Genomic DNA, 21,752 nt, shown 5'->3' with positions numbered 1-21,752 from the left:
GAGTTCAGCGCACCACCACCGTTCGCGGCGCGGAGAAGTCGCCCCAGGTGCCGTCCGGGAGCTGGGCGCGGAGGGTGAGGGTGTAGCGGGTGCCCGGGGGGTCCTGGACCTGGAAGGTGTAGGTGGCGCGGCCGGGGGGTGGGGTGGCGCCCCAGACGATGGTGGTGGCGAAGCGGCCGTCGAGGTGGAGTTCGTGGTGGGTGACGGGGGCGCCCGTCTTCGGCGGGGTCCAGGTGAGGGTGATCTCGCCCTCGGCGGCCGTGGCGGTGAGGTCGCTGGGGGCGGTGTTGGGCGGGGCCCCCGGGGACGGGGCGGTGGTGAGGTCGGCCGGGGCGCTGTCCGGGGAGGAGTTCTCGGCGGCGTCTCGGGCTCGGACGGTGAACGCGTAGGCGGTGCCGGGGCGCAGGCCGGTGAGGCGGGCGGTGGTGGCGGTGCCGGGGACGGTGTGGATGCGGGTGTCGGCCTGGTAGACGTCGTACGCGGTGACGCGGGTGTCGTCGCGGGCCGGGGACCAGTGGAGGGTGGCGGCGCGGTTGCCGTCGGCGGTGACGCGGAGGGCGGTCGGGGTGGTGGGGGGTGTGCGGTCCTCGGCGGTGGCGGGGAGGGTGGTCGCGGTGACGGTGGTGCTGGGGGGCGAGACGTTGCCCGCGGCGTCGCGGGCGCGGACGGTGAAGCGGTGGCGGGTCGCGGGGGCGAGACCGATGACGTCGGTCATCAGGGTGGTGGCGGGGAGGTCCTTGACCTTGCGGCCCTCGCGGTAGACGGCGTATCCGGTGACGGCGCGGTCGTCGGTGGCCGCGCTCCACATGACGTGGACGGTGCTCGCGCTGCCGGCGGCGGCGGTGACTCCGGTGGGGGCGGTGGGTGCCCGGGTGTCCTTCGGAGCGGGGGCCGCGGTGCCGGCGCAGGCGGCGAGGGTGAGCGTGAGTGCGGTCAACAGGCTTGCGGCGAGCGGGCGTTGCACGGGCCGGCCTCCGTCCGTCGAAAAGGTCCAGACCTATATCGCACAGGGGGCCGGGATCGGGCAAGGGGGCGTTGTCAGTGGGGTGCGCTTCACTGGAATCGTCACGCTCCGTAGTCGACTTTGGGGGAATCATGACGGACCGTACGACCTATGTGACGCTCGCCGGGGTGCGCCGGCGCGGCTGGACCGACGCGATGGTGCGGGACCTGCTCGGCACGCCCGATGTGCAGGGGCGCGATCCGCGCCGCTGGTCCCTCGCGCCGGTGCGGCTCTATCTCCTCGCCCGGGTGGAGACCGTGGAGCGGACGCCCGGGTTCGCCGGGGCGGCCGCGCGCTGCCGGGCCCGGGCCTCGGCCTCCGGGGTGCACGCCGAGCGGCGGCGGGCCGCCGTCCTGACCGCGATCCGCGCGGAGCCGATCGAGGTGCCCCTGCTGCCCGGGCCCGAGCTGGAGCGGCGGGCGGTGCGGCACCGGCACCTGCTGGGGGCCCGGAGCCCCGGGCCGCGGCGGGAGGGAGCCCCGTCCGAGGCGGCGGCGCCCGCCGGGGCGCTGGTGCGGTGGCAGGTGAGCTATCTGCGGCACGCCCTCTCGCGGTACGAGTGGCTGCTCGACGGGCTGTACGGGGAGACCGGCCGGGGCGAGGCCGAGCGGCTGCTGAGGCGGCGGCTGTACGAGGCGATCGCCGCCGCCTATCCCGCGCTGGCCCAGGAGTGCCGGCGGCGGATCGCGGTGGAGCGGTGAGTGCCGCCGCCCGCTGTCAGGCCGTCAGCAAGCGGGTGATCGTGCGGCATGCCGCCGGGATCGGGGCGACGACCCGGACCTCACAGCGGGCCCGGAGCTCCTCGGCCGCCTCTCCGAGCGGGCCTCCGCCGATGACGACGGCCCGGGCCCCGTCCCGTTCGGCGCAGGCCCGGACGGCGCGACCGAGTCGGTCCAGGAGGAGCGCCGGGTCGGCGGAGAGGCGTTCGGGGGCGCCCCCGGTGAGCCGGAGTCCGGTGTACCGGTCCACGAGGCCCAGGGCCGTGACGCGCTCGGCGATGGCGTCGGCGAGGAGCGGGGTGGTGGTGGCGATGCCGAAAGGGGTTCCACCGGCGGCCGCTTCCAGCAGCGCGGCTTCGCCGATGCCGACGACGGGGATCCCGGTCGCACCCGCCGGCGCGGCCGCCCCGGCCGCCCCGGCCATCCCGGGCGCCCCCGGCATCCCGGCCGCTCCCGTCGCCTCCCGTAGCGCGGCCAGGCCCGGGTCGCCGAAGGCGGCGACGAGGAGGGCCGCGCAGTCGCCCTGGGTCAGGACGTGGAGGCCGGTGGCGAGGACTTCGGGGGCGGCGGCCCGCAGGGCGGCGGGGTCGGTGAGCATGCGGGGGCCGCGGGGGGCGGTCACGCCGCGGACGGGGAGGGAGGGGCCCAGGGCGCGGCGGGCGAGGGCGGTCATCATCGCGGTCGTGGCGGTGGAGGTGTTGGGGTTGATCAGGACCACGGTCCCCGGCCTCCGGTGGCCGGAACGCGCCGTGGCCCCGGGCCCCGCGGCGTGTGCGGGGACCGGGGCGGGCGGGGGGACGAGGAGCGGGTTCAGTGGGCGTGCGCCGCCTTCGCCGAGGCGGTGCCGGAGATCTCCCCGCCGGGCTCCATGGGCGCGGTGACCTCGTCGGCGTCGCGGCCCCGACCCAGGTGGTTGAAGACCACGTTGAGCAGGACGGCGGCCACGCAGCCGGTGGAGATGCCGGAGTCCAGGATGATCTGCGCCGTCGCCGGGAAGGCGTGGTAGAACTCCGGCTTGGTGATCGGGATGATGCCGACGGCCAGCGAGACGGCCACGATCAGCACGTTGTTGTCCTTCTCCAGGCCGGCCTTGACCAGGGTCTGGATGCCGCTGGCGGCGACCGAGCCGAAGAGGACGACGCCCGCGCCGCCGAGGACCGGCCGGGGCACGACCGAGATGAGCGAGGCGGCGACCGGCGAGAGGCCGAAGAGGACCAGGAAGCCGCCGCCGCAGGCGACGACGAAGCGGCTGCGGATCCTGGTCATGGCGACCAGGCCGATGTTCTGCGCGAAGGCGCTGCACATGAAGCCGTTGAACAGCGGGCTGAGCGCGGAGCCGAGGGTGTCGGCCCGGAGTCCGGCCGCGATGGTCTTCGCGTCGGCGGGCCGCTCGACGATCTCGCCGAGCGCCAGCATGTCGGCGGTCGACTCGGTCATGGAGACCAGCATGACCACGCACATGGAGACGATCGCGGCGAGGGCGAACTGCGGGGCGCCGAAGTGGAAGGGGGACGGGAAGCCGACGATGTCGGCCTCCCGCACCGGGGAGAAGTCGGTGACCCCGAAGGGTATGGCGATGAGCGTGCCGAGGACGAGGCCGACCAGGACCGCGACCTGCTTGAGGAAGCCCCGGGTGAAGCGGCGGAGCAGCAGGACCACGACGAGCGTGATGCCGGCGAGCGAGAGGTAGGTGGTCGAACCGTAGTCCTCGGCCTTGGGGTTGGGCCCCTGGGCCCAGCCGAACGCGACCGGGAGGAGGGAGACGCCTATGAGGGTGATCACGGAGCCGGTGACGACCGGCGGGAAGAACCGCACGAGCCGGGAGAAGAAGGGGGCGGCGGCGAAGCCGAGGAGTCCGGCGACGATGATCGCGCCGAAGATCACGGGCAGCGCGTCGGCCTTGTCCTTGGTGGTGTCGACGATCGCCAGCATCGGCGCGACACCGGCGAAGGTGACGCCGTTGACGAACGGCAGCTTGGCGCCGATCTTCCAGACCCCGAGCGTCTGGAGGAAGGTGGCGAGGCCGGCGGTGAAGAGGCTCGCGCCGGTGAGGAAGGTGAGCTCGGTGCCGGAGAGGCCGACGGCCGCTCCGACGATCAGGGGCGGGGCGACGACGCCCGCGTACATGGCGGCGACGTGCTGGAGGCCGCTGGTGAGCATCTTGAGTGGGGGCAGCGTCTCGTCGACCGGATGCTTCTCGCGGTCTTCGGGGGCGGAGCCTGCGTCTGGTGCATTGCGAACCTGGGGCTTGGCGGCCACGGCGGTTCCTCCGGTCGGTTACACGTCGGCGGCGACGCGGGGTTCAGGGAGGTGGTGCGATGCGGTGCGAGGTGCAGGAGGTGCGGCTCGTTGCGGGGTGGAGCGGTGCCGCGGAAGGGGTGCGGCGCGTTCCGGGGTGGAGCGGTGCCGCGGAGGGGTGCGGCGCGGGGACGGGTGCCCGGTGTGGGGGTGCGGGCACGCTTCACCGTCCCGGGTGGTGCCGTACGCCGAAGACGTACGGCACCACCCGGTCGGGCTGCCGCGGACCCCGCTCGGGTCCGCGGCGACCGACCGAGGGCCGTCCCCCTCGGTCGGACTCCATGGGGAGGGTCAGCCCTGGGCCGTGATGCGGGCCAGGCGCTGCGCCTCCGCGCGCGCGTCGCGCGCGATCTGCTCCTCGTCGGCGAACAGGAGTCGGTTGTTCTCGACGATCTGCTTGCCGTTGACGAAGGAGGCGGTGACCGGGGCCGCCGCGCCGAAGACGATGGCGGTGACCGGGTCGGCGATCGAGGAGTGGCCGAGGCCGTCGATCTTCCAGAGGACGAAGTCGGCGAGCTTGCCGGCTTCGAGGGAGCCGATGTTGTCGGCGCGGCCGAGGACCTGGGCGCCGCCGTAGGTGCCGAGGCGCAGGGCCTGGCGGGCGTTGAGCGCGGCCTCGCGGTGGGCGCCGAGGCGGTTGATGAGGAGCGCGTTGCGCAGCTCGGTGTGGAGCTCGCCGGACTCGTTGGAGGCGGTGCCGTCGACGCCGAGGCCGACGGGGACGCCCGCCTTGAGCATGTCCGGTACGCGGGCGATGCCGGCGGCGAGGCGCGCGTTGGAGGACGGGCAGTGCGCGACACCGGTCTTGGTGCGGGCGAAGGCCTCGATGTCGGAGTCGTTCATGTGGACGCAGTGCGCCATCCACACGTCCTCGCCGAGGAAGCCGGTGGACTCGAAGTAGTCCGTCGGGCCCATGCCGAAGAGCTCGTGGCAGAACTTCTCCTCCTCCACGGTCTCCGAGCCGTGGGTGTGCATGCGCACGCCGAGGCGGCGGCCGAGCGCGGCGCCCTCGCGGAGCAGCTCGGTGGAGATGGAGAAGGGCGAACAGGGGGCGACGGCGACCTGGGTCATCGCGTCGAAGGAGGCGTCGTGGTACTTGCGCACCGTCTCCTCGGTCGCGGCGAGCGCGCCCTCGGTGGTCTCGACGGCGAAGTCCGGCGGCAGGCCGCCGTCCTTCTCGCTGCGGTCCATGGAGCCGCGGGCCAGGGTGAAGCGGACGCCCATGTCGGCGGCCGCGCCGATGATGGCGCCGGACAGGTCGCCGGAGCCCTGCGGGTAGACGTAGTGGTGGTCCATGGCCGTGGTGACACCGCCGCGGGCCATCATCGCCAGGGAGCCCTGGGCGGCGACGCGGACCATCGACTCGTCGATCCGCGACCACGTCGGGTAGAGCGCGACCAGCCAGTTGAAGAGGTTGTGGTCGGTGGCCAGACCTCGGGTGATCCACTGGTAGAAGTGGTGGTGGGTGTTGATCAGACCGGGCGTCACCAGATGGCCGGTGGCGTCGATCCGGCGGACCACGTTCTCCAGGCCCTCGGGCGCCTTGCCGGCGCCGAGGGACTCGATCCTGTTGTCGGCGACGACGAGGTACCCGGAGGCGTACTCGGTGTCGTTCGCGTCGACGGTCGCGATCGCCGCGTTCTCGATGACGATGCGCTGGGCTGCCGAAGGTGCTGCCATGGCGGTGCTTCCTTCATTCCTCGGGGATGGTTCGGGCACGGCAGGACCCTAGGAGGATTTGAGTGCCGGAACCGCGTGACGGCTCCGGGTGCCGAGATGGTGGAAGAAGAGGTTCAGCAGGACGGCGACGAGCGCGCCCGCGCTGATGCCGGAGCCGAGCACCGTCTGGGCCCAGGCGGGGAAGCCGGCGTAGAAGGTGGGCGCGGCGAGCGGGATGATGCCCGCTCCGAGCGCGACGGCCACCAGGATGATGTTGGAGCTGTCGTCGAGTCCGGCCTCGGAGAGGGTACGGATGCCGCTGACCGCGATCGAGCCGAAGAGGACGATGCCGGCGCCGCCGAGGACGGGCATCGGGACCATGGAGACGACCGCGCCGAGGACGGGGAAGGCACCGAGGACGAGCAGGGCGCCGCCGGCGGTGGCGACCACGTACCGGGAGCGGACCCGGGTCAGCGAGACGACGCCGACGTTCTGCGCGAAGGCGGAGGTCGGGAAGCCGCCGAAGACGGGGCCGAGCAGGGTGGCGATGCCGTCGGTGCGCAGGCCGCGGGTGATGGTCCTCCCGTCGCTGCGGCGCTCGCAGATCTCGCCGAGGGCGAGCATGCCGGCGCTGGACTCGGTCATGAGGACCAGCATCACGATGCACAGGGAGAGGATCGCGGCGGGCTGGAACTCGGGGGCGCCGAAGGCGAAGGGGGTGGGCAGGGCCGCGACGGGTGCCTCGCGCAGGGCGCCGAAGTCGGCCATCCCGAAGGGGATCGCGGCGAGGGTGCCGATGAGCAGGCCGAGGAGCAGGGCGATCTGCTTGACGAAGCCCTTGCCGAAGCGCTGGAAGAGCAGGATGACGACGAGGGTGAAGGCGGCGAGCGCCAGGTACTTCATGGAGCCGAAGTCGGCGGCGGTCTTGTCGCCGCCCTGGGCCCAGCCGACGGGCACGGGCATCAGGGTGACACCGATGAGGGTGATCACGACGCCGGTGACGAGCGGCGGGAAGAAGCGCAGGAGCTTGCCGAAGAAGGGTCCGACGGCGAGGCAGAAGACTCCGGCGACCATCACCGCACCGTAGATGGCGGGGAGTTGGTGTCCGGGGGCGCTGGTCTCGGCGATGGCGAGCATCGGGGCGATGCCGGCGGACGAGGCGGCGTTGACGAACGGGAGCCGGTTGCCGGCGAAGCGTCCGAGGCCGAGGGTCTGCAGGATGGTCGCACAGCCGGCGATCAGCAGGCTGGCCGCGATGAGCCGGGTCATTCCGGCGGCGTCGAGGCCGACGGCCTGGCCGATGATGAGCGGAGGGGTGACGACGCCCGCGTACATGGCGGCGATGTGCTGGAGTGCCGCGGGGACGAGCCGCGAGGCGGGGAGTTTCTCGTCCACCGGGTGGCACTCGGCCGCGGCCGAGGCGGTGGTGGACGGCGGGGTGGAACACGGGCCTTCGGCGGATGCCGGCCCCTTTGCAGGCTGAGCCATTGTTGTTCCCTCCGGTCCGGTGCACCGGCCCCGCCCGACTGCGGGCGGGCGGGGCCGGTGACGCGGATGCCGCTTAGAGGTTGGTCATGTCGACCGGGATGAGCGCCGTGGCTCCGTCGCGGAGGACGGTGGCCTCGATGAGGCCGTACATGCGGTCGGCGGCGTAGTAGACCTCGTTGTCGTTCTTCAGGCCGAAGGGCTCGAGGTCGACCAGGAAGTGGTGCTTGTTCGGGAGCGAGAAGCGGACTTCGTCGATCTCCGAGCGGTGGCTGATGATGCGCGTGGCCATCTGGTACAGCGTCTGCTGGAGGGAGTACGAGTACGTCTCCGAGAAGGCCTCGAGCATGTGCTTCTTGGTCTGCTCGTAGGACCGCTCCCAGTTGGGCATGCGCTGCTCGTCGTCGGTCCAGTTGAACCGCCAGCGGCCGGACACCTGGGTGGCCAGGATGCGGTCGTACGCCTCCTGGAGGGTGGTGTACTGGTCCTTGATGTAGCCCCAGAACTCCGAGTTGGTGGAGTTCATGACGACGAGGTCCTTGAGGCCGGAGATGACCTCCCACTTCTCGCCGTCGTAGGTGATCTGGGTGACGCGGGTCTCCTGGCCCTTGCGGGCGAAGGAGTGGTTGACCTCGTCGGCGCCGATGAACTTGGAGTTGGCGTCGGAGGAGGCGATGCGCTCCCAGGCGTACTCCTCGATCCGGATCCGGGCCCGGTGGATCGGCTCCTGGCTCGTCACGAAGTGACGGGCGAGGTGGATGCCGAACTGCTCGGCGGACTCGATGCCGTACTCCTTGGCGAACGCGAAGACGGTGTTCTTCGTCGTGTCGGTGGGGAGGCAGTGGGCGTTGGAGCCGGTGAGGTGGACGTCGTCGAGGTCGCCGGAGAGGGCGACGGAGACGTTCAGGTCCTTGATGTGGTGGGTGGCGCCGTCCCGCGTGATCTTGACGACGCGGTTCTCTGCTTTGCCGTACTGGTTCTGGCCGAGAATCGTGGGCATGTCTGCTAGCTCCCTCGGTAAACGGAGTAGCCGAACGGGTTGAGCAGCAGCGGTACGTGGTAGTGCTCGCCCGGCTTGACGGCGAACGTGATCGCCACCTCCGGGAAGAACGCACCGCTGTCCCTTACGCGGGGGGCGTCCTGCTGCGCCTCGGCTTGCTTCTTGGCGAAGTACGTCTCGGTCTCGAAGTCGAGACGTACGTGGGTGGTTTCTTCCGGCAGCGCCGGCAGGTCCTTGCAGCGCCCGTCCGCGTCGGTGGCGGAGCCGCCGAGCGTGACCCACTCCGCGTCGGAGCCGCTGCGGGCCGCGAGCGTGATGGCCACGCCCTCGGCCGGGCGGCCGATGCTGGTGTCCAGGATGTGGGTGGACACCGAGGCGGTGGTGTCGGTGCTCATGCTCAGCTCTCTTCCTCGGGAGTCTCTACGAGACGGGTCAGCCGGATGCGGTTGATCTTGCCCAGTTCGGTGCGGACGATCTCCCGCTCCGTCTCGGGCGAGTTGGCGATCCGCTCCCGGACCGCGTCGCGCATCTGCTCGCCGGTCCTGCCGGTGGCGCAGATGAGGAAGACGTGACCGAACTTGTCCTGGTAGGCCAGGTTGAGTTCGAGCATCTCGGCCTTGAGCTCCGCGGAGGCGCCGGCCATCCCGCTCTGTTCGCGGGAGGAGGTCGGGTCCCCTTCCTTCGGACGACCGATCGGCGGGTGCCCCGCCATCGCCTCGGCCAGGTCCTCGGCGGTCAGCTCGGCCATGGCGGCGTCACTGGCGAGGAAGAGGGCTTCGGCGGTGGAGTACGGGCGCTGGGCGAGGACCTTGCTCCCCCACGCCGAACTGGAACACACCTCGTGGAGCGCGGCGACGGCCTCGCTGTCCGAGGAGGTGTTGAACCGGGTGAGGCCCGGTGTCGTACCTGAAGTCACGGGAAGCCTCCGTGGCTGTTTTTCGCTGTGCGTCGGACGGGCTGCGGATAGCTAACGCCCTCCGCAACACAACGTCAACACTTTGTTGAAAACTCGGCCATACAAAAGCCGTCGTCCCGACATCTGGACGACGGCTTGGGGGCCAAACATGATCAACTACTCGCCCTTGGCGGCCTTTTCCCTGTTCAGGGCGGTCTCCCTGTTCAGGTAGTTGTACACCGTGAAGCGGCTGACGCCGAGGGCGCCGGCCACCGTCTCCACTCCGTGACGCACGGAGAAGGCGCCTCGCGCCTCCAGGATCCGGACGACCTCCTGCTTCGCCTTGCGGTCCAGCTCGGCCAGCGGCACCCCGTGCCGCCGCTCCATCGCCGCGAGGATGTGGTCCAGGGAGTCCGAGAGCTGCGGCAGGCGCACGGCGAGCACGTCCTCGCCCTCCCAGGACAGGACGACGTCGTCGCCCTCCGCCTGCGCGGGGACCAGCAGCTCGGCGCCCATGGCGTCCACCAGGGGCTTCACGGCCGCGACCAAGGGGTGCTCGCTCACTTCTCGCCCTCCCCGATCACGTTGACCTGGAGCGAGACGCGCGTGGCACCGGCCGCGAGCGACTTGCGCAGCAGGGTGTCGACGGCGGTGAGCACCGCGTCGGCGCCACCCTCCGCCGTATTGCCGAAGGGGCCGACGTCGACCGCGTCCAGCTCGGCCGACTGGATGACCTCACGCGCCACGACCGCGTGCGCCGGCGCCTCGTCGAGGTCGAACGGCTCGGTCGTGAACTCCACTCTCAAACGCTCCATGGCCCCACGCTACGGCCCGATCCCGCCCCGTGGGAGCCCCGGACCTGCGGGGACCTCTTGACAAGTCGACCGCCCCCCTTGCAACATTCCGTCAGACAGAAACTTACTTCCGCAATACGGAAGGAGCGCCGCCCCTCATGGGATACACGGACCAGCGCTTCGATGTGAACCTGTCGATCCTCTTCACGGAACTCCCGCTCCTGGAGCGCCCCGCGGCCGCCGCCGCGGCGGGCTTCACCGCGGTCGAGCTGTGGTGGCCCTGGATCGACACCGCCACCCCCGAGCAGAGCGAGCTCGACGCCCTCAAGAAGGCTCTTGAGGACGCCGGCACCCAGCTGGTGGGCCTGAACTTCTACGCCGGGCAGCTCCCCGGCCCGGACCGCGGAGCCCTCTCCGTGCCCGGGGAGGAGTCGGACCGCTTCCGCGCCAACATCGAGGTGGCCGCCGACTTCGCCGCCTCGGTCGGCTGCAAGGCGCTCAACGCGCTCTACGGCAACCGCGTCGAGGGCGTGGACCCGCAGGTCCAGGACGCCCTCGCCCTGGAGAACCTGGTGCTGGCCGCCCGCGCGGCCGACCGCATCGGCGCGATCCTCCTCGTCGAGACCCTCAACAAGCCGGAGTCGCCGCTCTACCCGCTGGTGAGCGCCCCCTCCGCGATCGAGATCGTGGACAAGGTGAACGCGGCCACCGGCCTCGGCAACGCCAAGTTCCTCCTCGACATCTACCACCTGGCCATGAACGGCGAGGACGTCAGCCAGGTCATCGCGCAGTACGCCGACAAGACCGGCCACGTCCAGATCGCGGACAAGCCGGGCCGCGGCGCCCCGGGCACCGGCGAGCTGCCGCTGGAGCAGCTCCTCGACGAGCTGAAGAAGGCCGGTTACGACGGCTGGGTCGGCCTGGAGTACAAGGCCGCCGACGCCGCCGCCTCCTTCGCATGGCTCCCGGCCGAGGCCCGCGCCGCCCGCTGACGCAGGCTCCCTCCCCGTACCACCTTGTTTTGAGAGGCACCCTCACCATGAGCAGCAACCTCCCCAAGATCGCTTGGATCGGCCTCGGCATCATGGGCTCCCCCATGTCCGAGAACCTCCTCAAGGCCGGCTACTCGGTCACCGGCTTCACCCTGGAGCAGGACAAGCTGGACCGCCTGGCCAAGGCCGGCGGCTCCGCGGCCGGCTCGATCGCCGAGGCCGTCAAGGACGCCGACGTCATCATCACGATGGTGCCCGCCTCCCCGCAGGTCGAGGCCATCTCCTACGGCCCCGAGGGCATCCTGGAGAACGCCAGGCAGGGCGCGCTGATCGTGGACATGTCCTCGATCACCCCGCAGACCTCGGTCGACCTGGCGAAGAACGCCAAGGAGAAGGGCATCCGCGTCATCGACGCCCCCGTCTCCGGCGGCGAGGCCGGCGCCATCGAGGCCGTGCTCTCGATCATGGTCGGCGGCGAGCAGGCCGACTTCGACGAGGCCCTCCCGATCCTGGAGGCCCTCGGCAAGACGATCGTGCTCTGCGGCCCGCACGGCTCCGGCCAGACGGTGAAGGCCGCCAACCAGCTGATCGTCGCGGTGAACATCCAGGCCTGCGCCGAGGCCGTCGTCTTCCTGGAGAAGTCGGGCGTGGACCTGGCCGCCGCCCTCGACGTCCTCAACGGCGGCCTGGCCGGCTCGACCGTGCTGACCCGCAAGAAGGACAACTTCCTGAACCGGGACTTCAAGCCCGGCTTCCGGATCGACCTTCACCACAAGGACATGGGCATCGTCACCGACGCCGCCCGCAACGTCGGCGCCGCCCTCCCGGTCGGCGCGGTCGTCGCCCAGCTCGTCGCCTCGCTGCGCGCGCAGGGTGACGGCGGCCTGGACCACTCGGCCCTGCTGCGCGCCGTCGAGCGCCTCTCCGGCCAGCAGGTCTGAGCCCGCGCCCCTTCACCGGGGCCCCTGATTTCCGGTCGGCGGCGGCGCTGACAACCTGTCCTGTCGCGCCCAGGCGTCGCCGCCGACCGGAACACCACACTTCATTTTCAACAAACTGTTGACGTGCTGTTCGAGCCGAATTTACGCTCCTCGGACCGTCAGCAGAGCTCCCGTACGGAAGGTCACGATGTCGAAGCGCGTGCTTACGACCGAGTCCGGCGCCCCCGTCGCCGACAACCAGAACTCCGCCACCGCCGGCGTCGGTGGCCCTCTCCTCCTCCAGGACCAGCACCTGCTGGAGAAGCTCGCGCGCTTCAACCGTGAGCGGATCCCGGAGCGCGTGGTGCACGCCCGCGGCTCCGGCGCGTACGGCTACTTCGAGGTGACCGACGACGTCACCGCGTACACCAAGGCGGACTTCCTCGGTGAGGTCGGCAAGAGGACCGAGACCTTCATCCGCTTCTCCACCGTGGCCGACTCGCTCGGCGGCGCGGACGCGGTCCGCGACCCCCGCGGCTTCGCCCTGAAGTTCTACACCGAGGAGGGCAACTACGACCTCGTCGGCAACAACACCCCGGTGTTCTTCATCAAGGACCCGATCAAGTTCCCCGACTTCATCCACTCGCAGAAGCGCGACCCCTTCACGGGCAAGCAGGAGCCGGACAACGTCTGGGACTTCTGGGCGCACGCCCCCGAGGCCACCCACCAGATCACCTGGCTCATGGGCGACCGCGGCATCCCGGCCTCGTACCGCCACATGAACGGCTACGGCTCCCACACCTACCAGTGGACCAACGAGGCGGGCGAGGCCTTCTTCGTCAAGTACCACTTCAAGACGAACCAGGGCATCCGCTCCCTCTCCGCCGACCAGGCCGCCGAGCTCGTCGGCAAGGACGCCAACTCGCACCAGACCGACCTGCTCCAGGCCATCGAGCGCGGTGTGAACCCGAGCTGGACCCTGTACGTCCAGGTCATGCCGGCCGCCGAGGCCGCCGACTACCGCTTCAACCCGTTCGACCTCACCAAGGTGTGGCCGCACAGCGACTACCCGCTGCAGCGCGTGGGCCGCCTGGTCCTCGACCGCAACCCGGACAACGTCTTCGCCGAGGTCGAGCAGGCCGCGTTCTCCCCGAACAACTTCGTGCCGGGCATCGGCCCCTCGCCGGACAAGATGCTCCAGGGCCGCCTCTTCGCCTACGCGGACGCCCACCGCTACCGCCTCGGCGTCAACCACACCCAGCTCCCGGTGAACGCCCCCAAGGCGACCACGGCCCAGAACTACGGCCGCGACGGCGCCATGGCGACCCGCAACGGCTCGCGCCACGACAAGAACTACGAGCCCAACTCGTACCAGGGTCCGGCCCAGACCGACGCCGCGCTCTCCGCGCCGCTCGCCGTCCACGGCTGGACCGGCACCCACGCGGCGCCCGCGCACACCAAGGACGACGACTTCTTCCAGGCCGGCGAGCTCTACCGCCTGATGTCCGAGGACGAGAAGAAGCGCCTGATCGCCAACATCGCCGGCGGCCTGTCCCAGGTGTCCCGCGAGGACGTCATCGAGAAGAACCTCGCGCACTTCGACGCCGCCGACGCCGACTACGGCAAGCGCGTGCGCGAGGCCGTCGAGGCCCTGCGCGAGAACTGACCGCGCAACGACACCCAGACTGCGTACGGCACCTGACGGGAGGTCAGCGCCGTACGTGGTCCGGATCGCCGGCCCGGATGAGGGGTGGTCGGCGAACCGGACAAGCGTGAGGACCGCGGCGGCTCCGAGCCAGTGCGGTGGTAAGGACGCCTGGCCCCCTTCTTGACCTGAAGGAAGGGGAACCGCCACGGCGCCCGTCGGCACCGCCGCGGTCCCAACGCCCCCCTTCCGATGGGCCCCGAGACTCTCTGTACGCACCAGAGCTCCGCCCGGCGGCGCGAACGACCCCTTCTCGACGCCGCCCTCGCACTGCTTCGCAGGCTTCGGACGGCTGCGTCGGACTCCGTCCGCCGACTCCGGAGGCGGGCACATCCCAAGACTCCGCCCGGCGGCGCGAACGTCCTGTCGCGCCAGCCTCGTGCCGTCGGGCGGTCACAAACGGGAGAGCGCGGAACCAGGTTTACGGTCCCTGGTTCCGCGCTCTTCTTCGTTTCCGCCCGGCTTGCCCCTGCCCCAGGGGCAGGGAGCACAGTGGCCGCATGCGGAACGACTTGATCACCATCGGGGAGCTCGCGGCCAGGACCGGGCTCAGCCCCAAGGCGCTGCGGCTCTACGGGGACCGGGGGCTGCTGTCGCCCGCCCGGGTCGATCCGGGGACCGGGTTCCGCCGCTACGGCCTCGCCCAGGTCGAGCGGGCCCGCCGCATCGCGCTGCTGCGCGCCACCGGCATGCCGCTGGCGCGGATCGCGGCCGTTCTCGACGCGGACGGTGCGGAGCCGGTGCGGCTGCTCGACGCGTACTGGCGGGAACAGGAGTCCGCGCACACGGCCCGCCGGGAGGCGGTGCGTTACACCCGGGACGTCCTGAACGGCGAGAGCCCTGCCCTGTACGAGATCGCCGAGCGCGAGGTGCCCGAGCAGAAGGTGCTGTTCACCCGGCGCCACGTGACCGCCGCCGGCCTGCCGGGTTTCCTCGCCGAGGCGGGCGAGTCGCTCTTCTCCCGCCTGCGCCAGGCGGAAGCATGCCTGTCCGGGCCGCTGTTCGCCGTCTACCACGGCCTGGTGAGCGAGGACTCCGACGGCCTGGTCGAGGTCTGCGCCCCCACCCGGAACCCCGTCGAGCCGACGGAACGGACCGGGGTGCGCGTCGAGCCCGCCCACCGCGAGGCGTACACCGCCCTGACCAAGCGGCAGGAGGGCCACCCGGCGATGGCCGCGGCCCACGACGCCGTCGGCGCGTGGCTCGCCGGGCACGGCTACGCCCGCAGCGGCTCCCATCGGGAGGTGTACTACCCGAACTGGGCCACCGCCGAGCCGGGCGAGCACGTGGCGGACGTCGCCGTACCGTTTCACCCGCGCACCGCCACCTGAACGTCTTCCGTCGCGTCCGCCCGGGCCAGCAGGAACGTCACGCCGAGCGAGGCCAGGGCGAGCAGCACCATCCCGGTGCGCGGTGACGTGTACTGGGCGAGGGTGCCGGCCAGGGCCGCGCTCAGCCCCTGGAGCGCGAGCATTCCCGAGGAGTGCAGCCCGAGGGCATGGCCGCTGAGCTCCTCCGGGACCAGGGTCATCAGCTTCTCCTGGTGCAGCAGGCTCGCCCCGTAGCCGACCGCCGACACGGTCACGAGGACGAGGGCGAGGGGAAGCGGCGGGTCGAGGGCGAAGAGCAGGAACGGGGCGGCCAGGAGCGCCTGGAGGGGGAAGCGGATCCGTTCGCGCAGCCGGGCCGGTACGAAGCGGCCGACGGCGGTGTCCCCGGCCAGCATGCCGAGGGCGCCGCAGGCGAAGAGGAGCCCGGCGCGGTCGGGGGCGTACGGCACGAAGAGCGACTCGCAGCCGACGATCAGGCCGTTCGGCACCCAGAGCGCGAGGTAGGTGCGGCGGCGGGCGGGGACGGACAGGAGGCGTCCGTTGGTGCGCCAGGTCTCGGCGACCGAGGGCCGTCCGGCCGCGCGGGGCGGGCGCGCCCCGAGACCGAGGCGGGCGGTCAGCGCGGCGACGAGGTAGAGGCCCGCGCCGACGAGGACCGTGCCGCGGGGCGAGAGCAGGGCGACGAGGAGGCCGCCGGTGGCGAAGCCGCCGATCTGGAAGGCGCCGGCGGCCATGTTCATCACGGAGCGGCCGAGGAGGTACTCCTCGCGCGGGAGGATCTCGTTGAGGAGCCCGTACCGCACCCCGCCGCCCAGCGAGGCCGCGAGCCCCTCGGCGAGCAGGATCACGAAGACCGCCCAGGTCGGCAGGCCGGGGATCGCCAGGACGGCGGTGCCCAGGGCGAAGAAGAGGGCGATGCCGGAGAGCGCGGCGCGCGGCGGCAGCCGGTCGGCGGCGGAGAGCAGCGTGGTCGCGCCGAGGAGCTGGGCGAGCGAGGGGCCGAAGAGGGCCAGGGCGGAGAGGAACGGGGAACCGGTCGCGCGGAAGACGAGCGTGGCGAGACCGAGTCCGGCGACGGTGTTGGCGGCGATGTGGGCGGCGCCGGTGAGGAAGAGCGGGGTGAACTCCGGGGTGCGGAAGAGCGCGCGGTAGCGGGGCATGCGGGGAGTCTCCGGGGCGCCCGGGACCACCGGTACTGTTTCGCGGGGAGGCGAAACATGGGCTGGTGGCGGATCGGTACGGACACCCTGGCGGGCAGCTCGTTCGTGCTCTCGCCGCTCGCCGAGACGATCGCCTCGCTCAAGACGCTGCACGGGGGGAAGGCGACGCACCCGGGCGAGCGGGCCTGGCTCGGCCGGCACCTGCCCGCGTACCGGGAGCGGCTCGCGGCCGAGCCGCTGGACGCGCTGCTCGTGCGGGCGGCGATCGGGCCCACCTGGAACGCGGACTTCCTCACCCCGACCCCGCTGGGCGACCGCGAGCGGAGTTTCGAGGAGGAGGTCGAGGCCGTCCGGGCGGCCGGACCGGCCGACGCCGTCGACCAGTTGGCGGTGGCGATCGGCGGGCCCGTGCCGGAGCCGCTGCGCTCGGCGCGCGATCTGCCGGAGCGGCTGGCGGACGTGCTCGGCTGGGTGTGGCGGGAGACCGTGCGGCCGGAGTGGGCGCGGCGGCGGCGGATCCTGGAGGCCGACGTGGTGGCGCGGACGGCGCTGCTGAGCCGGGGCGGCTGGGCGGCGGCGCTGGACGAGCTGTGCCCGGGGAAGATGCGCTGGCTCGGCGACGGGCGTCTCCAGGTCAACACCCGTGCGTATCCGCCGCGTTCGCTGGACAGGGCGCGACTGCTGCTGGTGCCGGTGACCCCGGCGACCGGCTGGGTGTCGTGGGAGGGGACGGAGCGGTACGCGATCGTCTACGCCTGCGCGGGAGTTCTGGCGGACACGGCCGGCCCCACGGCGCCGGAGGCCTTGGGGGCCCTGCTCGGGGCGGCCCGCGCCGGGGTGCTCGTACGGCTCGAATCCCCGCTGTCCACCAGCCAGTTGGTGGCGCTCACCGGGCAGGGACTCGGCTCGGTCGGCCGGCATCTGAAGGTGCTGCTCGACGCCGGGCTCGTACGGCGGGGCCGGGCGGGCCGCTCGGTGCTGTACGAGTGGACGGAGGCGGGCGCGGTGCTGGTGGCGGCACAGGGAGGCCCCCGCCCCGGTGCTCCTCGGGGCGGGGGCCGTCTCACGGCTCCGTGATCAGACCTGGAGGGCCTTGATCGCGGTCGGCGCGTGGCCCGGCTCGGTGGCCAGGTCCTCGAACTCGGTGACGTCGCTCATGTCGACCGTCTTGCTCATGGCGATGTTGGTGATGCGCTCCAGGATGGCCTCGACGACGACCGGGACCTGGTGCTCGACGGCCAGCTTCTTGGCCTGCTCCAGCGCCTCGCCGAGCTTGTCCGGGTCCTCGACGCGGATCGCCTTGACGCCCAGGCCCTCGGCGACCTTGACGTGGTCGACGCCGTAGACGCCGATCTCCGGGGTGTTGATGTTCTCGAACTCCAGGTTGACCTCGAAGTTGATGCCGAGGCCGCCCTGCGCCTGGCGGATCAGGCCGAGGTAGGCATTGTTCACGAGGACGTGGACGTAGGGGACCTTGTGCTGGGCGGCGACCGCCAGCTCCTCGATCATGAACTGGAAGTCGTAGTCGCCGGAGAGCGCGACGACCGGGACGTCCGGCTGCGCGGTGGCGGCGCCGATGGCGGCCGGGATCGTCCAGCCGAGCGGGCCGGCCTGGCCGCAGTTGATCCAGTGGCGCGGCTTGTAGACGTGCAGGAACTGCGCGGCCGCGATCTGGGAGAGGCCGATGGTGGTGACGTAGCGGGTCTCCGGGCCGAAGGCCTTGTTCATCTCCTCGTAGACGCGCTGCGGCTTCATCGGGATGTCGTCGAAGTGCGTGCGGCGCTGGAGGGTGGCCTTGCGCTCCTGCGCGGAGGCGGCCCAGGCGGAGAAGTCCGGGAGCGTGCCGGCGGCCTTCCACTCCCCGGCGATCTCGATGAAGAGCTCCAGGGCGGCCTTGGCGTCGGAGGCGATGCCGTAGTCCGGTGCGAAGATCTTGCCGATCTGGGTCGGCTCGATGTCGACGTGGACGAACTTCCGGCCCTTGGTGTAGGCCTCCATGTTGTAACCGGTGTGGCGGTTGGCCCAGCGGTTGCCGATGCCGAGGACGAAGTCCGACTCCAGGAAGGTCGCGTTGCCGTAGCGGTGCGCGGTCTGGACGCCGACCATGCCGGCGGCGAGCTCGTGGTCGTCCGGGATGGTGCCCCAGCCCATGAGGGTGGAGATGACCGGGATGCCGGTCAGCTCGGCGAACTCGACGAGGAGGTCGGAGGCGTCGGCGTTGATGATGCCGCCGCCGGAGACGATCAGCGGGCGCTCGGACTCCAGGAGGAAGCTCAGTGCCTTCTCGGCCTGCGCGCGGGTCGCGGACGGCTTGTAGACCGGCAGCGGCTCGTAGGTCTCCGGGTCGAACTCGATCTCGGCCAGCTGGACGTCCAGCGGGAGGTCGATGAGGACCGGGCCGGGACGGCCGGAGCGCATCAGGTGGAAGGCCTGCTGGAAGACGCCGGGGACCTGCGCGGCCTCCAGGACGGTCGTCGCGGCCTTGGTGACCGGCTTGGCGATCGAGGCGATGTCGACGGCCTGGAAGTCCTCCTTGTGGAGCTTCGAGGTCGGGGCCTGGCCGGTGATGCAGAGGATCGGGATGGAGTCCGCGATGGCCGAGTACAGGCCGGTGATCATGTCGGTGCCGGCGGGGCCGGACGTACCGATGCAGACGCCGATGTTGCCGGCCTGGGCACGGGTGTAGCCCTCGGCCATGTGGGACGCGCCCTCGACGTGGCGGGCGAGCGTGTGGTTGACGCCGCCGACGTTCTTGAGCTCGCGGTAGAAGGGGTTGATCGCCGCGCCGGGGACGCCGAACGCCTGGGTGACGCCTTCGCGCTTGAGGATCTCAACGGCCGCTGCGGCGGCGGTCATACGAGGCATGGGAGTGCTCCTGCTTCGGCCGGGCGGATCCAGGTGGGCGCCTCGTCTCGGGAGGCCCCTTCACCTGTTTCCGTAATGCGGAAATGCTGTTCTGCTATACGGAAGCAATGTAGGTCGGGCTTCGGAGAACCGTCAAGAGAAGTCCGCCCGCCGGGATCACGGAACTGGCCGAACCCCCTCCCCCGGGCCGTCGGATGGGGGGACCATGGACGGAACGACAGGGGGGTTGGGCTGTGGCTGAGTCGGTACCGGTGAGCTGCCCGGAATGCCTGCGCACGCAGGCGTACGCACCGCCCGCCTTCCCCTGCGTCTGCGGACACCCGGTCGCACCGACGGTCGAGGCGGGCGCGCCCGCGGAGCCGATCAGGCGCCGGACCTGGGCCGACACGTGGGTCACCGTCCGCTGCGGAGCCTGCGGCCGCGACACCGACTGGCCCCACCCGGAACTGGGCTGCCCGTGCGGGACGGTGCTGCGGGTACCGGTACGGGCGGTGGGGGCGGAGCCGGAAAGGGAGTCGGGAGGGGGACCGGTAAGGGAGCCGGGAAGGGAACGGGCAAGGGACTCGGGAAGGGACTCGGCAAGGGCAGGCGGAGCCGGTACGGGGTCGGGCCCGGGTCCTGCGGCGGCGGCCGGTCCGGGATCCGGGGCAGTGACCGGTCCGGGGCCCGCGGCGGCGGCTGGTCCGGGATCCGGAGCGGCAGCCGGTCCGGGATCCGGAGCGGCGGCCGGTCCAGGGTCCGCGGCGGCGGCCGGTCCGGAGTCCCCGGCGGCGGCCGGATCCGGTGCGGCCCGGTCCTCCCTCCCGGCGCGGGAGCCGGAGGCGCCCCCTTCGCCGCGACCGGCGGGCCCGCACTCGTCCCCGCGAGCACCCGGGGAGGGAGGGGACGGGGACGCGCCCGTCGAGGCCGGCTCCCCCTGGTTCGGGCCGAGCCCGAAGGCCCGGGGAGGGGCCGGTGCGGCGGGGCGCGGGGCCGAGGAGCCCGGTGCGGCGGGACCCCGTAGCTTCGCCGAGCGGTACCCCGCGCACGTACCGCCGCCGTCCACGGTCCCGCGCCCGGCGCCGCTGCGCGGGGCCTTCCGGCCCGTGACGATCCGGACCTCGCGGGACGCGGTCGCGGCGGCGGCCGGGTACCTGCGGTGGCTCGGCTTCAGGGACGTCGTGCAGCCCGAGGAGCGCCCTTCGTCGGGCGTGGACCTGCGGGCGCCCGGTCTGGTCGCCCAGGTCGACCCGAGCACCCGACCCACCGGGCTGCGGGCCGTCGAGTGCCTCTGGCTGAACGGGCTGAACACCGTCGGCGTGAGCGTGTTCTTCTCACTGGCCGGCTACACCCCGGAGGCCCGTTCGCGCGCCGCCGAGGTCGGCCTCCCGCTCTTCGTCCTCGACCTGACGGGCACCCCGCAGCCGGTCAACGGCGCGGCGGACGACCTGGCGGCGGGCGGCGCCTGAGCCGGGAGGCCGGCCGGAGCGCCCACACAACTCCTCGGCATCCGAAATCGGCCATTCACGCGTGACGATCACGCTCCCCCGGGCACAACACCCTCGGGGGGTGGGCGTCATGCCGACGGGGACGTGGTGGTTCATCGGGGCGGCCTGGGGAGAGCTGCTGCTCGCCGCCCTGCTGCTGACGGGCGGCGGAACCCGCAGCGAGGAGACCGGGGCGGCCGCCGTGCCCCCGCCGCAGGCCCTCGCGCTGCTGCGGGGCGGGCGGCGGGCGGCCGTCACCGTGGCCCTGGTGGCGCTGCACCAGCGCGGGGCGGTCGCGGCGGGCCGCAAACATACGATTCGGGCCAATGGCGGACCGGGCCGCACGCGTGACCCCGTACAGCTCGGTGTGCACGGGGCGCTGCACCGGGCGCTCGCGTTACGGACCCTGGCCCTGCGTCCCGAGGCACGGCGTCCGGTGGACGCGCTGCGCGGCGAGCTGCGCGGGGCCGGGCTGCTCCGCCCGCTCGCGCGGCTGCGGGCGGCCCGGGTGCTCCTCGGCTGCGTACCGCCGACCGTGGTGGCGGGGCCGCTCGCGACCGGGGCTTCCGGGGCGGACCTCGCCGGGGCGCTCGCGGCCGGACTGCCGCCGGTCCTCCTCGCGGTGGCGCTGCTGCGGCTGCCGGACACGACGAGGGCGGCGCGGCGGCTCCTCTCCGCCCTGCGGGAGCGGTATCCGCTGCCGGCCCACCGGCGCGAGGTGACGGACGGGTGGCTCGTCCAGTTGTACGTGGCGCTGTACGGCGATCCCGCCCTGGCCCTGTTCCTGCCCCGTTTCTCGCGCGAGGGCGGGCTGCTCGACCGCCCCCGCGAGGACGACGCCCCCCGGCGGAGCGACTGCGACGACGGCCGGAACCGGCCGCCGCCGGAGGCCGGTCCGGGTCCGGACGGCGCCCCGTGCTGAGGCCGCGCCATACTGTCCTATGCGCATCAGAGCGGCCGCTCCGGCCGAACTCCCGCTGCTCCAGGACATCGAACGGGCGGCGGGCGAGCCGTTCCGTTCTCTCGGCATGGCGGCGATCGCCGACGACGACCCGCTGCCCCTGGACGTCCTGGAGGCCTATCGCAGTGCGGGCCGGGCGTGGGTGGCGGTGGACGCCGCCGACCGCCCGGTCGCGTACCTGCTCTCGGACACCGTCGACGGCGCCGCCCACATCGAGCAGGTGTCGGTGCACCCGGACTCCGCCCGCCGGGGCGTCGGCCGGGCGCTGATCGAGCACCTGGAGGCGGCCGCCAGAGCGCAGGGCCTGACGGCCCTGACGCTGACGACCTTCACCGAGGTGCCGTGGAACGCCCCGTACTACACGCGGCTCGGCTTCCGCCCGCTCACCGACTCCGACCCGGCGCTCACGGAGGGGCTGCGCGAGATCAGCCGCGCCGAGGCGGACCACGGCCTGTCGCTCTGGCCGCGCGTCTGCATGCGCCGGGAGGTCGTCTGAGGG

At 72.3% G+C, this 21,752-nt stretch carries 21 protein-coding genes; 9 read left to right on the top strand and 12 right to left on the bottom strand.

The window, feature by feature from the left end; translation table 11 throughout:
* Positions 1 to 4 precede the first annotated feature (4 nt).
* Complete coding sequence (locus ACFYUS_RS36850; RefSeq protein ID WP_388862276.1) at positions 5 to 964, bottom strand: fibronectin type III domain-containing protein; 960 nt, start codon at positions 962 to 964, stop codon at positions 5 to 7.
* A gap of 131 nt (positions 965 to 1,095) precedes the next feature.
* On the opposite strand from ACFYUS_RS36850, the gene ACFYUS_RS36845 reads away from it, so the two are divergent.
* Positions 1,096 to 1,704, top strand: coding sequence for a hypothetical protein (locus ACFYUS_RS36845; RefSeq protein ID WP_388862274.1), 609 nt, complete (start codon positions 1,096 to 1,098; stop codon positions 1,702 to 1,704).
* Positions 1,705 to 1,720: 16 nt separating this feature from the next.
* Here ACFYUS_RS36845 and ACFYUS_RS36840 read toward each other — a convergent pair whose 3' ends face one another.
* The 9 genes from ACFYUS_RS36840 to ACFYUS_RS36800 form a co-directional block, all read right to left on the bottom strand.
* On the bottom strand, positions 1,721 to 2,440 hold the full coding sequence (locus ACFYUS_RS36840; RefSeq protein WP_388862272.1) for an aspartate/glutamate racemase family protein: 720 nt from the start codon (positions 2,438 to 2,440) through the stop codon (positions 1,721 to 1,723).
* Positions 2,441 to 2,532: 92 nt separating this feature from the next.
* On the bottom strand, positions 2,533 to 3,981 hold the full coding sequence (locus ACFYUS_RS36835) for a nucleobase:cation symporter-2 family protein (protein ID WP_388862270.1): 1,449 nt from the start codon (positions 3,979 to 3,981) through the stop codon (positions 2,533 to 2,535).
* A gap of 330 nt (positions 3,982 to 4,311) precedes the next feature.
* Positions 4,312 to 5,700, bottom strand: a complete 1,389-nt coding sequence (locus ACFYUS_RS36830; RefSeq protein ID WP_388862268.1) for an 8-oxoguanine deaminase — start codon at positions 5,698 to 5,700, stop codon at positions 4,312 to 4,314.
* Positions 5,701 to 5,748: 48 nt separating this feature from the next.
* Positions 5,749 to 7,167 (bottom strand): nucleobase:cation symporter-2 family protein, encoded by a 1,419-nt coding sequence (locus ACFYUS_RS36825; protein ID WP_388862266.1) that lies wholly within the window; start codon positions 7,165 to 7,167, stop codon positions 5,749 to 5,751.
* Positions 7,168 to 7,240: 73 nt separating this feature from the next.
* Positions 7,241 to 8,164 (bottom strand): factor-independent urate hydroxylase, encoded by a 924-nt coding sequence (gene pucL / locus ACFYUS_RS36820; protein WP_388862264.1) that lies wholly within the window; start codon positions 8,162 to 8,164, stop codon positions 7,241 to 7,243.
* Between the two features lie 5 nt (positions 8,165 to 8,169).
* Positions 8,170 to 8,559 (bottom strand): hydroxyisourate hydrolase, encoded by a 390-nt coding sequence (uraH, locus tag ACFYUS_RS36815; RefSeq protein WP_116158141.1) that lies wholly within the window; start codon positions 8,557 to 8,559, stop codon positions 8,170 to 8,172.
* A gap of 2 nt (positions 8,560 to 8,561) precedes the next feature.
* The gene (uraD, locus tag ACFYUS_RS36810) at positions 8,562 to 9,080 is read right to left on the bottom strand and encodes a 2-oxo-4-hydroxy-4-carboxy-5-ureidoimidazoline decarboxylase (RefSeq protein ID WP_388862262.1); all 519 of its coding nucleotides are present in this window, start codon (positions 9,078 to 9,080) and stop codon (positions 8,562 to 8,564) included.
* A gap of 156 nt (positions 9,081 to 9,236) precedes the next feature.
* A complete protein-coding gene (locus ACFYUS_RS36805) occupies positions 9,237 to 9,575 on the bottom strand; it encodes a helix-turn-helix domain-containing protein (RefSeq protein ID WP_388862300.1) in 339 nt (112 codons plus the stop codon).
* 44 nt (positions 9,576 to 9,619) lie between these two features.
* Entirely contained in the window at positions 9,620 to 9,874 is a 255-nt protein-coding gene (locus ACFYUS_RS36800) for a hypothetical protein (RefSeq protein ID WP_388862260.1), read from the bottom strand.
* A gap of 137 nt (positions 9,875 to 10,011) precedes the next feature.
* Between ACFYUS_RS36800 and ACFYUS_RS36795 the strand changes: the two genes are divergently transcribed.
* The 4 genes from ACFYUS_RS36795 (at position 10,012) to ACFYUS_RS36780 (ending at position 14,801) form a co-directional block, all read left to right on the top strand.
* Positions 10,012 to 10,845: a TIM barrel protein gene (locus tag ACFYUS_RS36795; RefSeq protein ID WP_388862258.1), complete on the top strand. Its 834-nt coding sequence runs from the start codon at positions 10,012 to 10,014 to the stop codon at positions 10,843 to 10,845.
* Positions 10,846 to 10,892: 47 nt separating this feature from the next.
* Positions 10,893 to 11,786 carry a 2-hydroxy-3-oxopropionate reductase gene (locus tag ACFYUS_RS36790; RefSeq protein ID WP_388862256.1) on the top strand — a complete coding sequence of 298 codons (894 nt, stop codon included), beginning with the start codon at positions 10,893 to 10,895 and terminating at the stop codon, positions 11,784 to 11,786.
* A gap of 187 nt (positions 11,787 to 11,973) precedes the next feature.
* Positions 11,974 to 13,431: a catalase gene (locus ACFYUS_RS36785; protein WP_388862253.1), complete on the top strand. Its 1,458-nt coding sequence runs from the start codon at positions 11,974 to 11,976 to the stop codon at positions 13,429 to 13,431.
* A 539-nt stretch (positions 13,432 to 13,970) separates the two neighbouring features.
* Positions 13,971 to 14,801 carry a MerR family transcriptional regulator gene (locus ACFYUS_RS36780; protein ID WP_388862251.1) on the top strand — a complete coding sequence of 277 codons (831 nt, stop codon included), beginning with the start codon at positions 13,971 to 13,973 and terminating at the stop codon, positions 14,799 to 14,801.
* Here the strand turns inward: ACFYUS_RS36780 and ACFYUS_RS36775 are convergent.
* Positions 14,780 to 15,961, bottom strand: coding sequence for an MFS transporter (locus ACFYUS_RS36775; protein ID WP_388862249.1), 1,182 nt, complete (start codon positions 15,959 to 15,961; stop codon positions 14,780 to 14,782). The genes ACFYUS_RS36780 and ACFYUS_RS36775 overlap by 22 nt on opposite strands.
* A 57-nt stretch (positions 15,962 to 16,018) precedes the next feature.
* Here ACFYUS_RS36775 and ACFYUS_RS36770 point away from each other — a divergent pair, with 57 nt between their 5' ends.
* The gene (locus ACFYUS_RS36770) at positions 16,019 to 17,038 is read left to right on the top strand and encodes an ArsR/SmtB family transcription factor (protein WP_388862247.1); all 1,020 of its coding nucleotides are present in this window, start codon (positions 16,019 to 16,021) and stop codon (positions 17,036 to 17,038) included.
* Here ACFYUS_RS36770 and gcl read toward each other — a convergent pair whose 3' ends face one another.
* Positions 17,039 to 18,826: a glyoxylate carboligase gene (gene gcl, locus ACFYUS_RS36765; RefSeq protein ID WP_388862245.1), complete on the bottom strand. Its 1,788-nt coding sequence runs from the start codon at positions 18,824 to 18,826 to the stop codon at positions 17,039 to 17,041.
* Between the two features lie 1,085 nt (positions 18,827 to 19,911).
* Between gcl and ACFYUS_RS36760 the strand changes: the two genes are divergently transcribed.
* The 3 genes from ACFYUS_RS36760 (at position 19,912) to ACFYUS_RS36750 (ending at position 21,749) form a co-directional block, all read left to right on the top strand.
* Positions 19,912 to 20,274 carry a hypothetical protein gene (locus tag ACFYUS_RS36760; protein WP_388862243.1) on the top strand — a complete coding sequence of 121 codons (363 nt, stop codon included), beginning with the start codon at positions 19,912 to 19,914 and terminating at the stop codon, positions 20,272 to 20,274.
* Positions 20,275 to 20,383: 109 nt separating this feature from the next.
* Positions 20,384 to 21,214: a TIGR04222 domain-containing membrane protein gene (locus ACFYUS_RS36755; RefSeq protein WP_388862241.1), complete on the top strand. Its 831-nt coding sequence runs from the start codon at positions 20,384 to 20,386 to the stop codon at positions 21,212 to 21,214.
* Positions 21,215 to 21,233: 19 nt separating this feature from the next.
* Positions 21,234 to 21,749 (top strand): GNAT family N-acetyltransferase, encoded by a 516-nt coding sequence (locus tag ACFYUS_RS36750; RefSeq protein WP_388862239.1) that lies wholly within the window; start codon positions 21,234 to 21,236, stop codon positions 21,747 to 21,749.
* Positions 21,750 to 21,752 lie beyond the last annotated feature (3 nt).

The sequence above is a fragment of the Streptomyces sp. NPDC004284 genome, from assembly GCF_042874035.1.
In the GTDB taxonomy this organism is placed as follows: Bacteria; Actinomycetota; Actinomycetes; order Streptomycetales; family Streptomycetaceae; genus Streptomyces.
Note: the sequence above shows the minus strand (reverse complement) of the source record. Positions and strands in the feature narration are given on the sequence as shown.

Bases quoted from the DNA above. Each gene is read 5' to 3' on its own strand.
- ACFYUS_RS36845 (WP_388862274.1), top strand. From the start codon at position 1,096: ATGACGGACCGTACGACCTATGTGACGCTCGCCGGGGTGCGCCGGCGC.
- ACFYUS_RS36830 (WP_388862268.1), bottom strand. From the start codon at position 5,700: ATGGCAGCACCTTCGGCAGCCCAGCGCATCGTCATCGAGAACGCGGCG.
- ACFYUS_RS36825 (WP_388862266.1), bottom strand. From the start codon at position 7,167: ATGGCTCAGCCTGCAAAGGGGCCGGCATCCGCCGAAGGCCCGTGTTCC.
- pucL (WP_388862264.1), bottom strand. From the start codon at position 8,164: ATGCCCACGATTCTCGGCCAGAACCAGTACGGCAAAGCAGAGAACCGC.
- uraH (WP_116158141.1), bottom strand. From the start codon at position 8,559: ATGAGCACCGACACCACCGCCTCGGTGTCCACCCACATCCTGGACACC.
- ACFYUS_RS36805 (WP_388862300.1), bottom strand. From the start codon at position 9,575: ATGGGCGCCGAGCTGCTGGTCCCCGCGCAGGCGGAGGGCGACGACGTC.
- ACFYUS_RS36800 (WP_388862260.1), bottom strand. From the start codon at position 9,874: ATGGAGCGTTTGAGAGTGGAGTTCACGACCGAGCCGTTCGACCTCGAC.
- ACFYUS_RS36795 (WP_388862258.1), top strand. From the start codon at position 10,012: ATGGGATACACGGACCAGCGCTTCGATGTGAACCTGTCGATCCTCTTC.
- ACFYUS_RS36790 (WP_388862256.1), top strand. From the start codon at position 10,893: ATGAGCAGCAACCTCCCCAAGATCGCTTGGATCGGCCTCGGCATCATG.
- ACFYUS_RS36785 (WP_388862253.1), top strand. From the start codon at position 11,974: ATGTCGAAGCGCGTGCTTACGACCGAGTCCGGCGCCCCCGTCGCCGAC.
- ACFYUS_RS36780 (WP_388862251.1), top strand. From the start codon at position 13,971: ATGCGGAACGACTTGATCACCATCGGGGAGCTCGCGGCCAGGACCGGG.
- ACFYUS_RS36775 (WP_388862249.1), bottom strand. From the start codon at position 15,961: ATGCCCCGCTACCGCGCGCTCTTCCGCACCCCGGAGTTCACCCCGCTC.
- ACFYUS_RS36770 (WP_388862247.1), top strand. From the start codon at position 16,019: ATGGGCTGGTGGCGGATCGGTACGGACACCCTGGCGGGCAGCTCGTTC.
- gcl (WP_388862245.1), bottom strand. From the start codon at position 18,826: ATGCCTCGTATGACCGCCGCCGCAGCGGCCGTTGAGATCCTCAAGCGC.
- ACFYUS_RS36755 (WP_388862241.1), top strand. From the start codon at position 20,384: ATGCCGACGGGGACGTGGTGGTTCATCGGGGCGGCCTGGGGAGAGCTG.
- ACFYUS_RS36750 (WP_388862239.1), top strand. From the start codon at position 21,234: ATGCGCATCAGAGCGGCCGCTCCGGCCGAACTCCCGCTGCTCCAGGAC.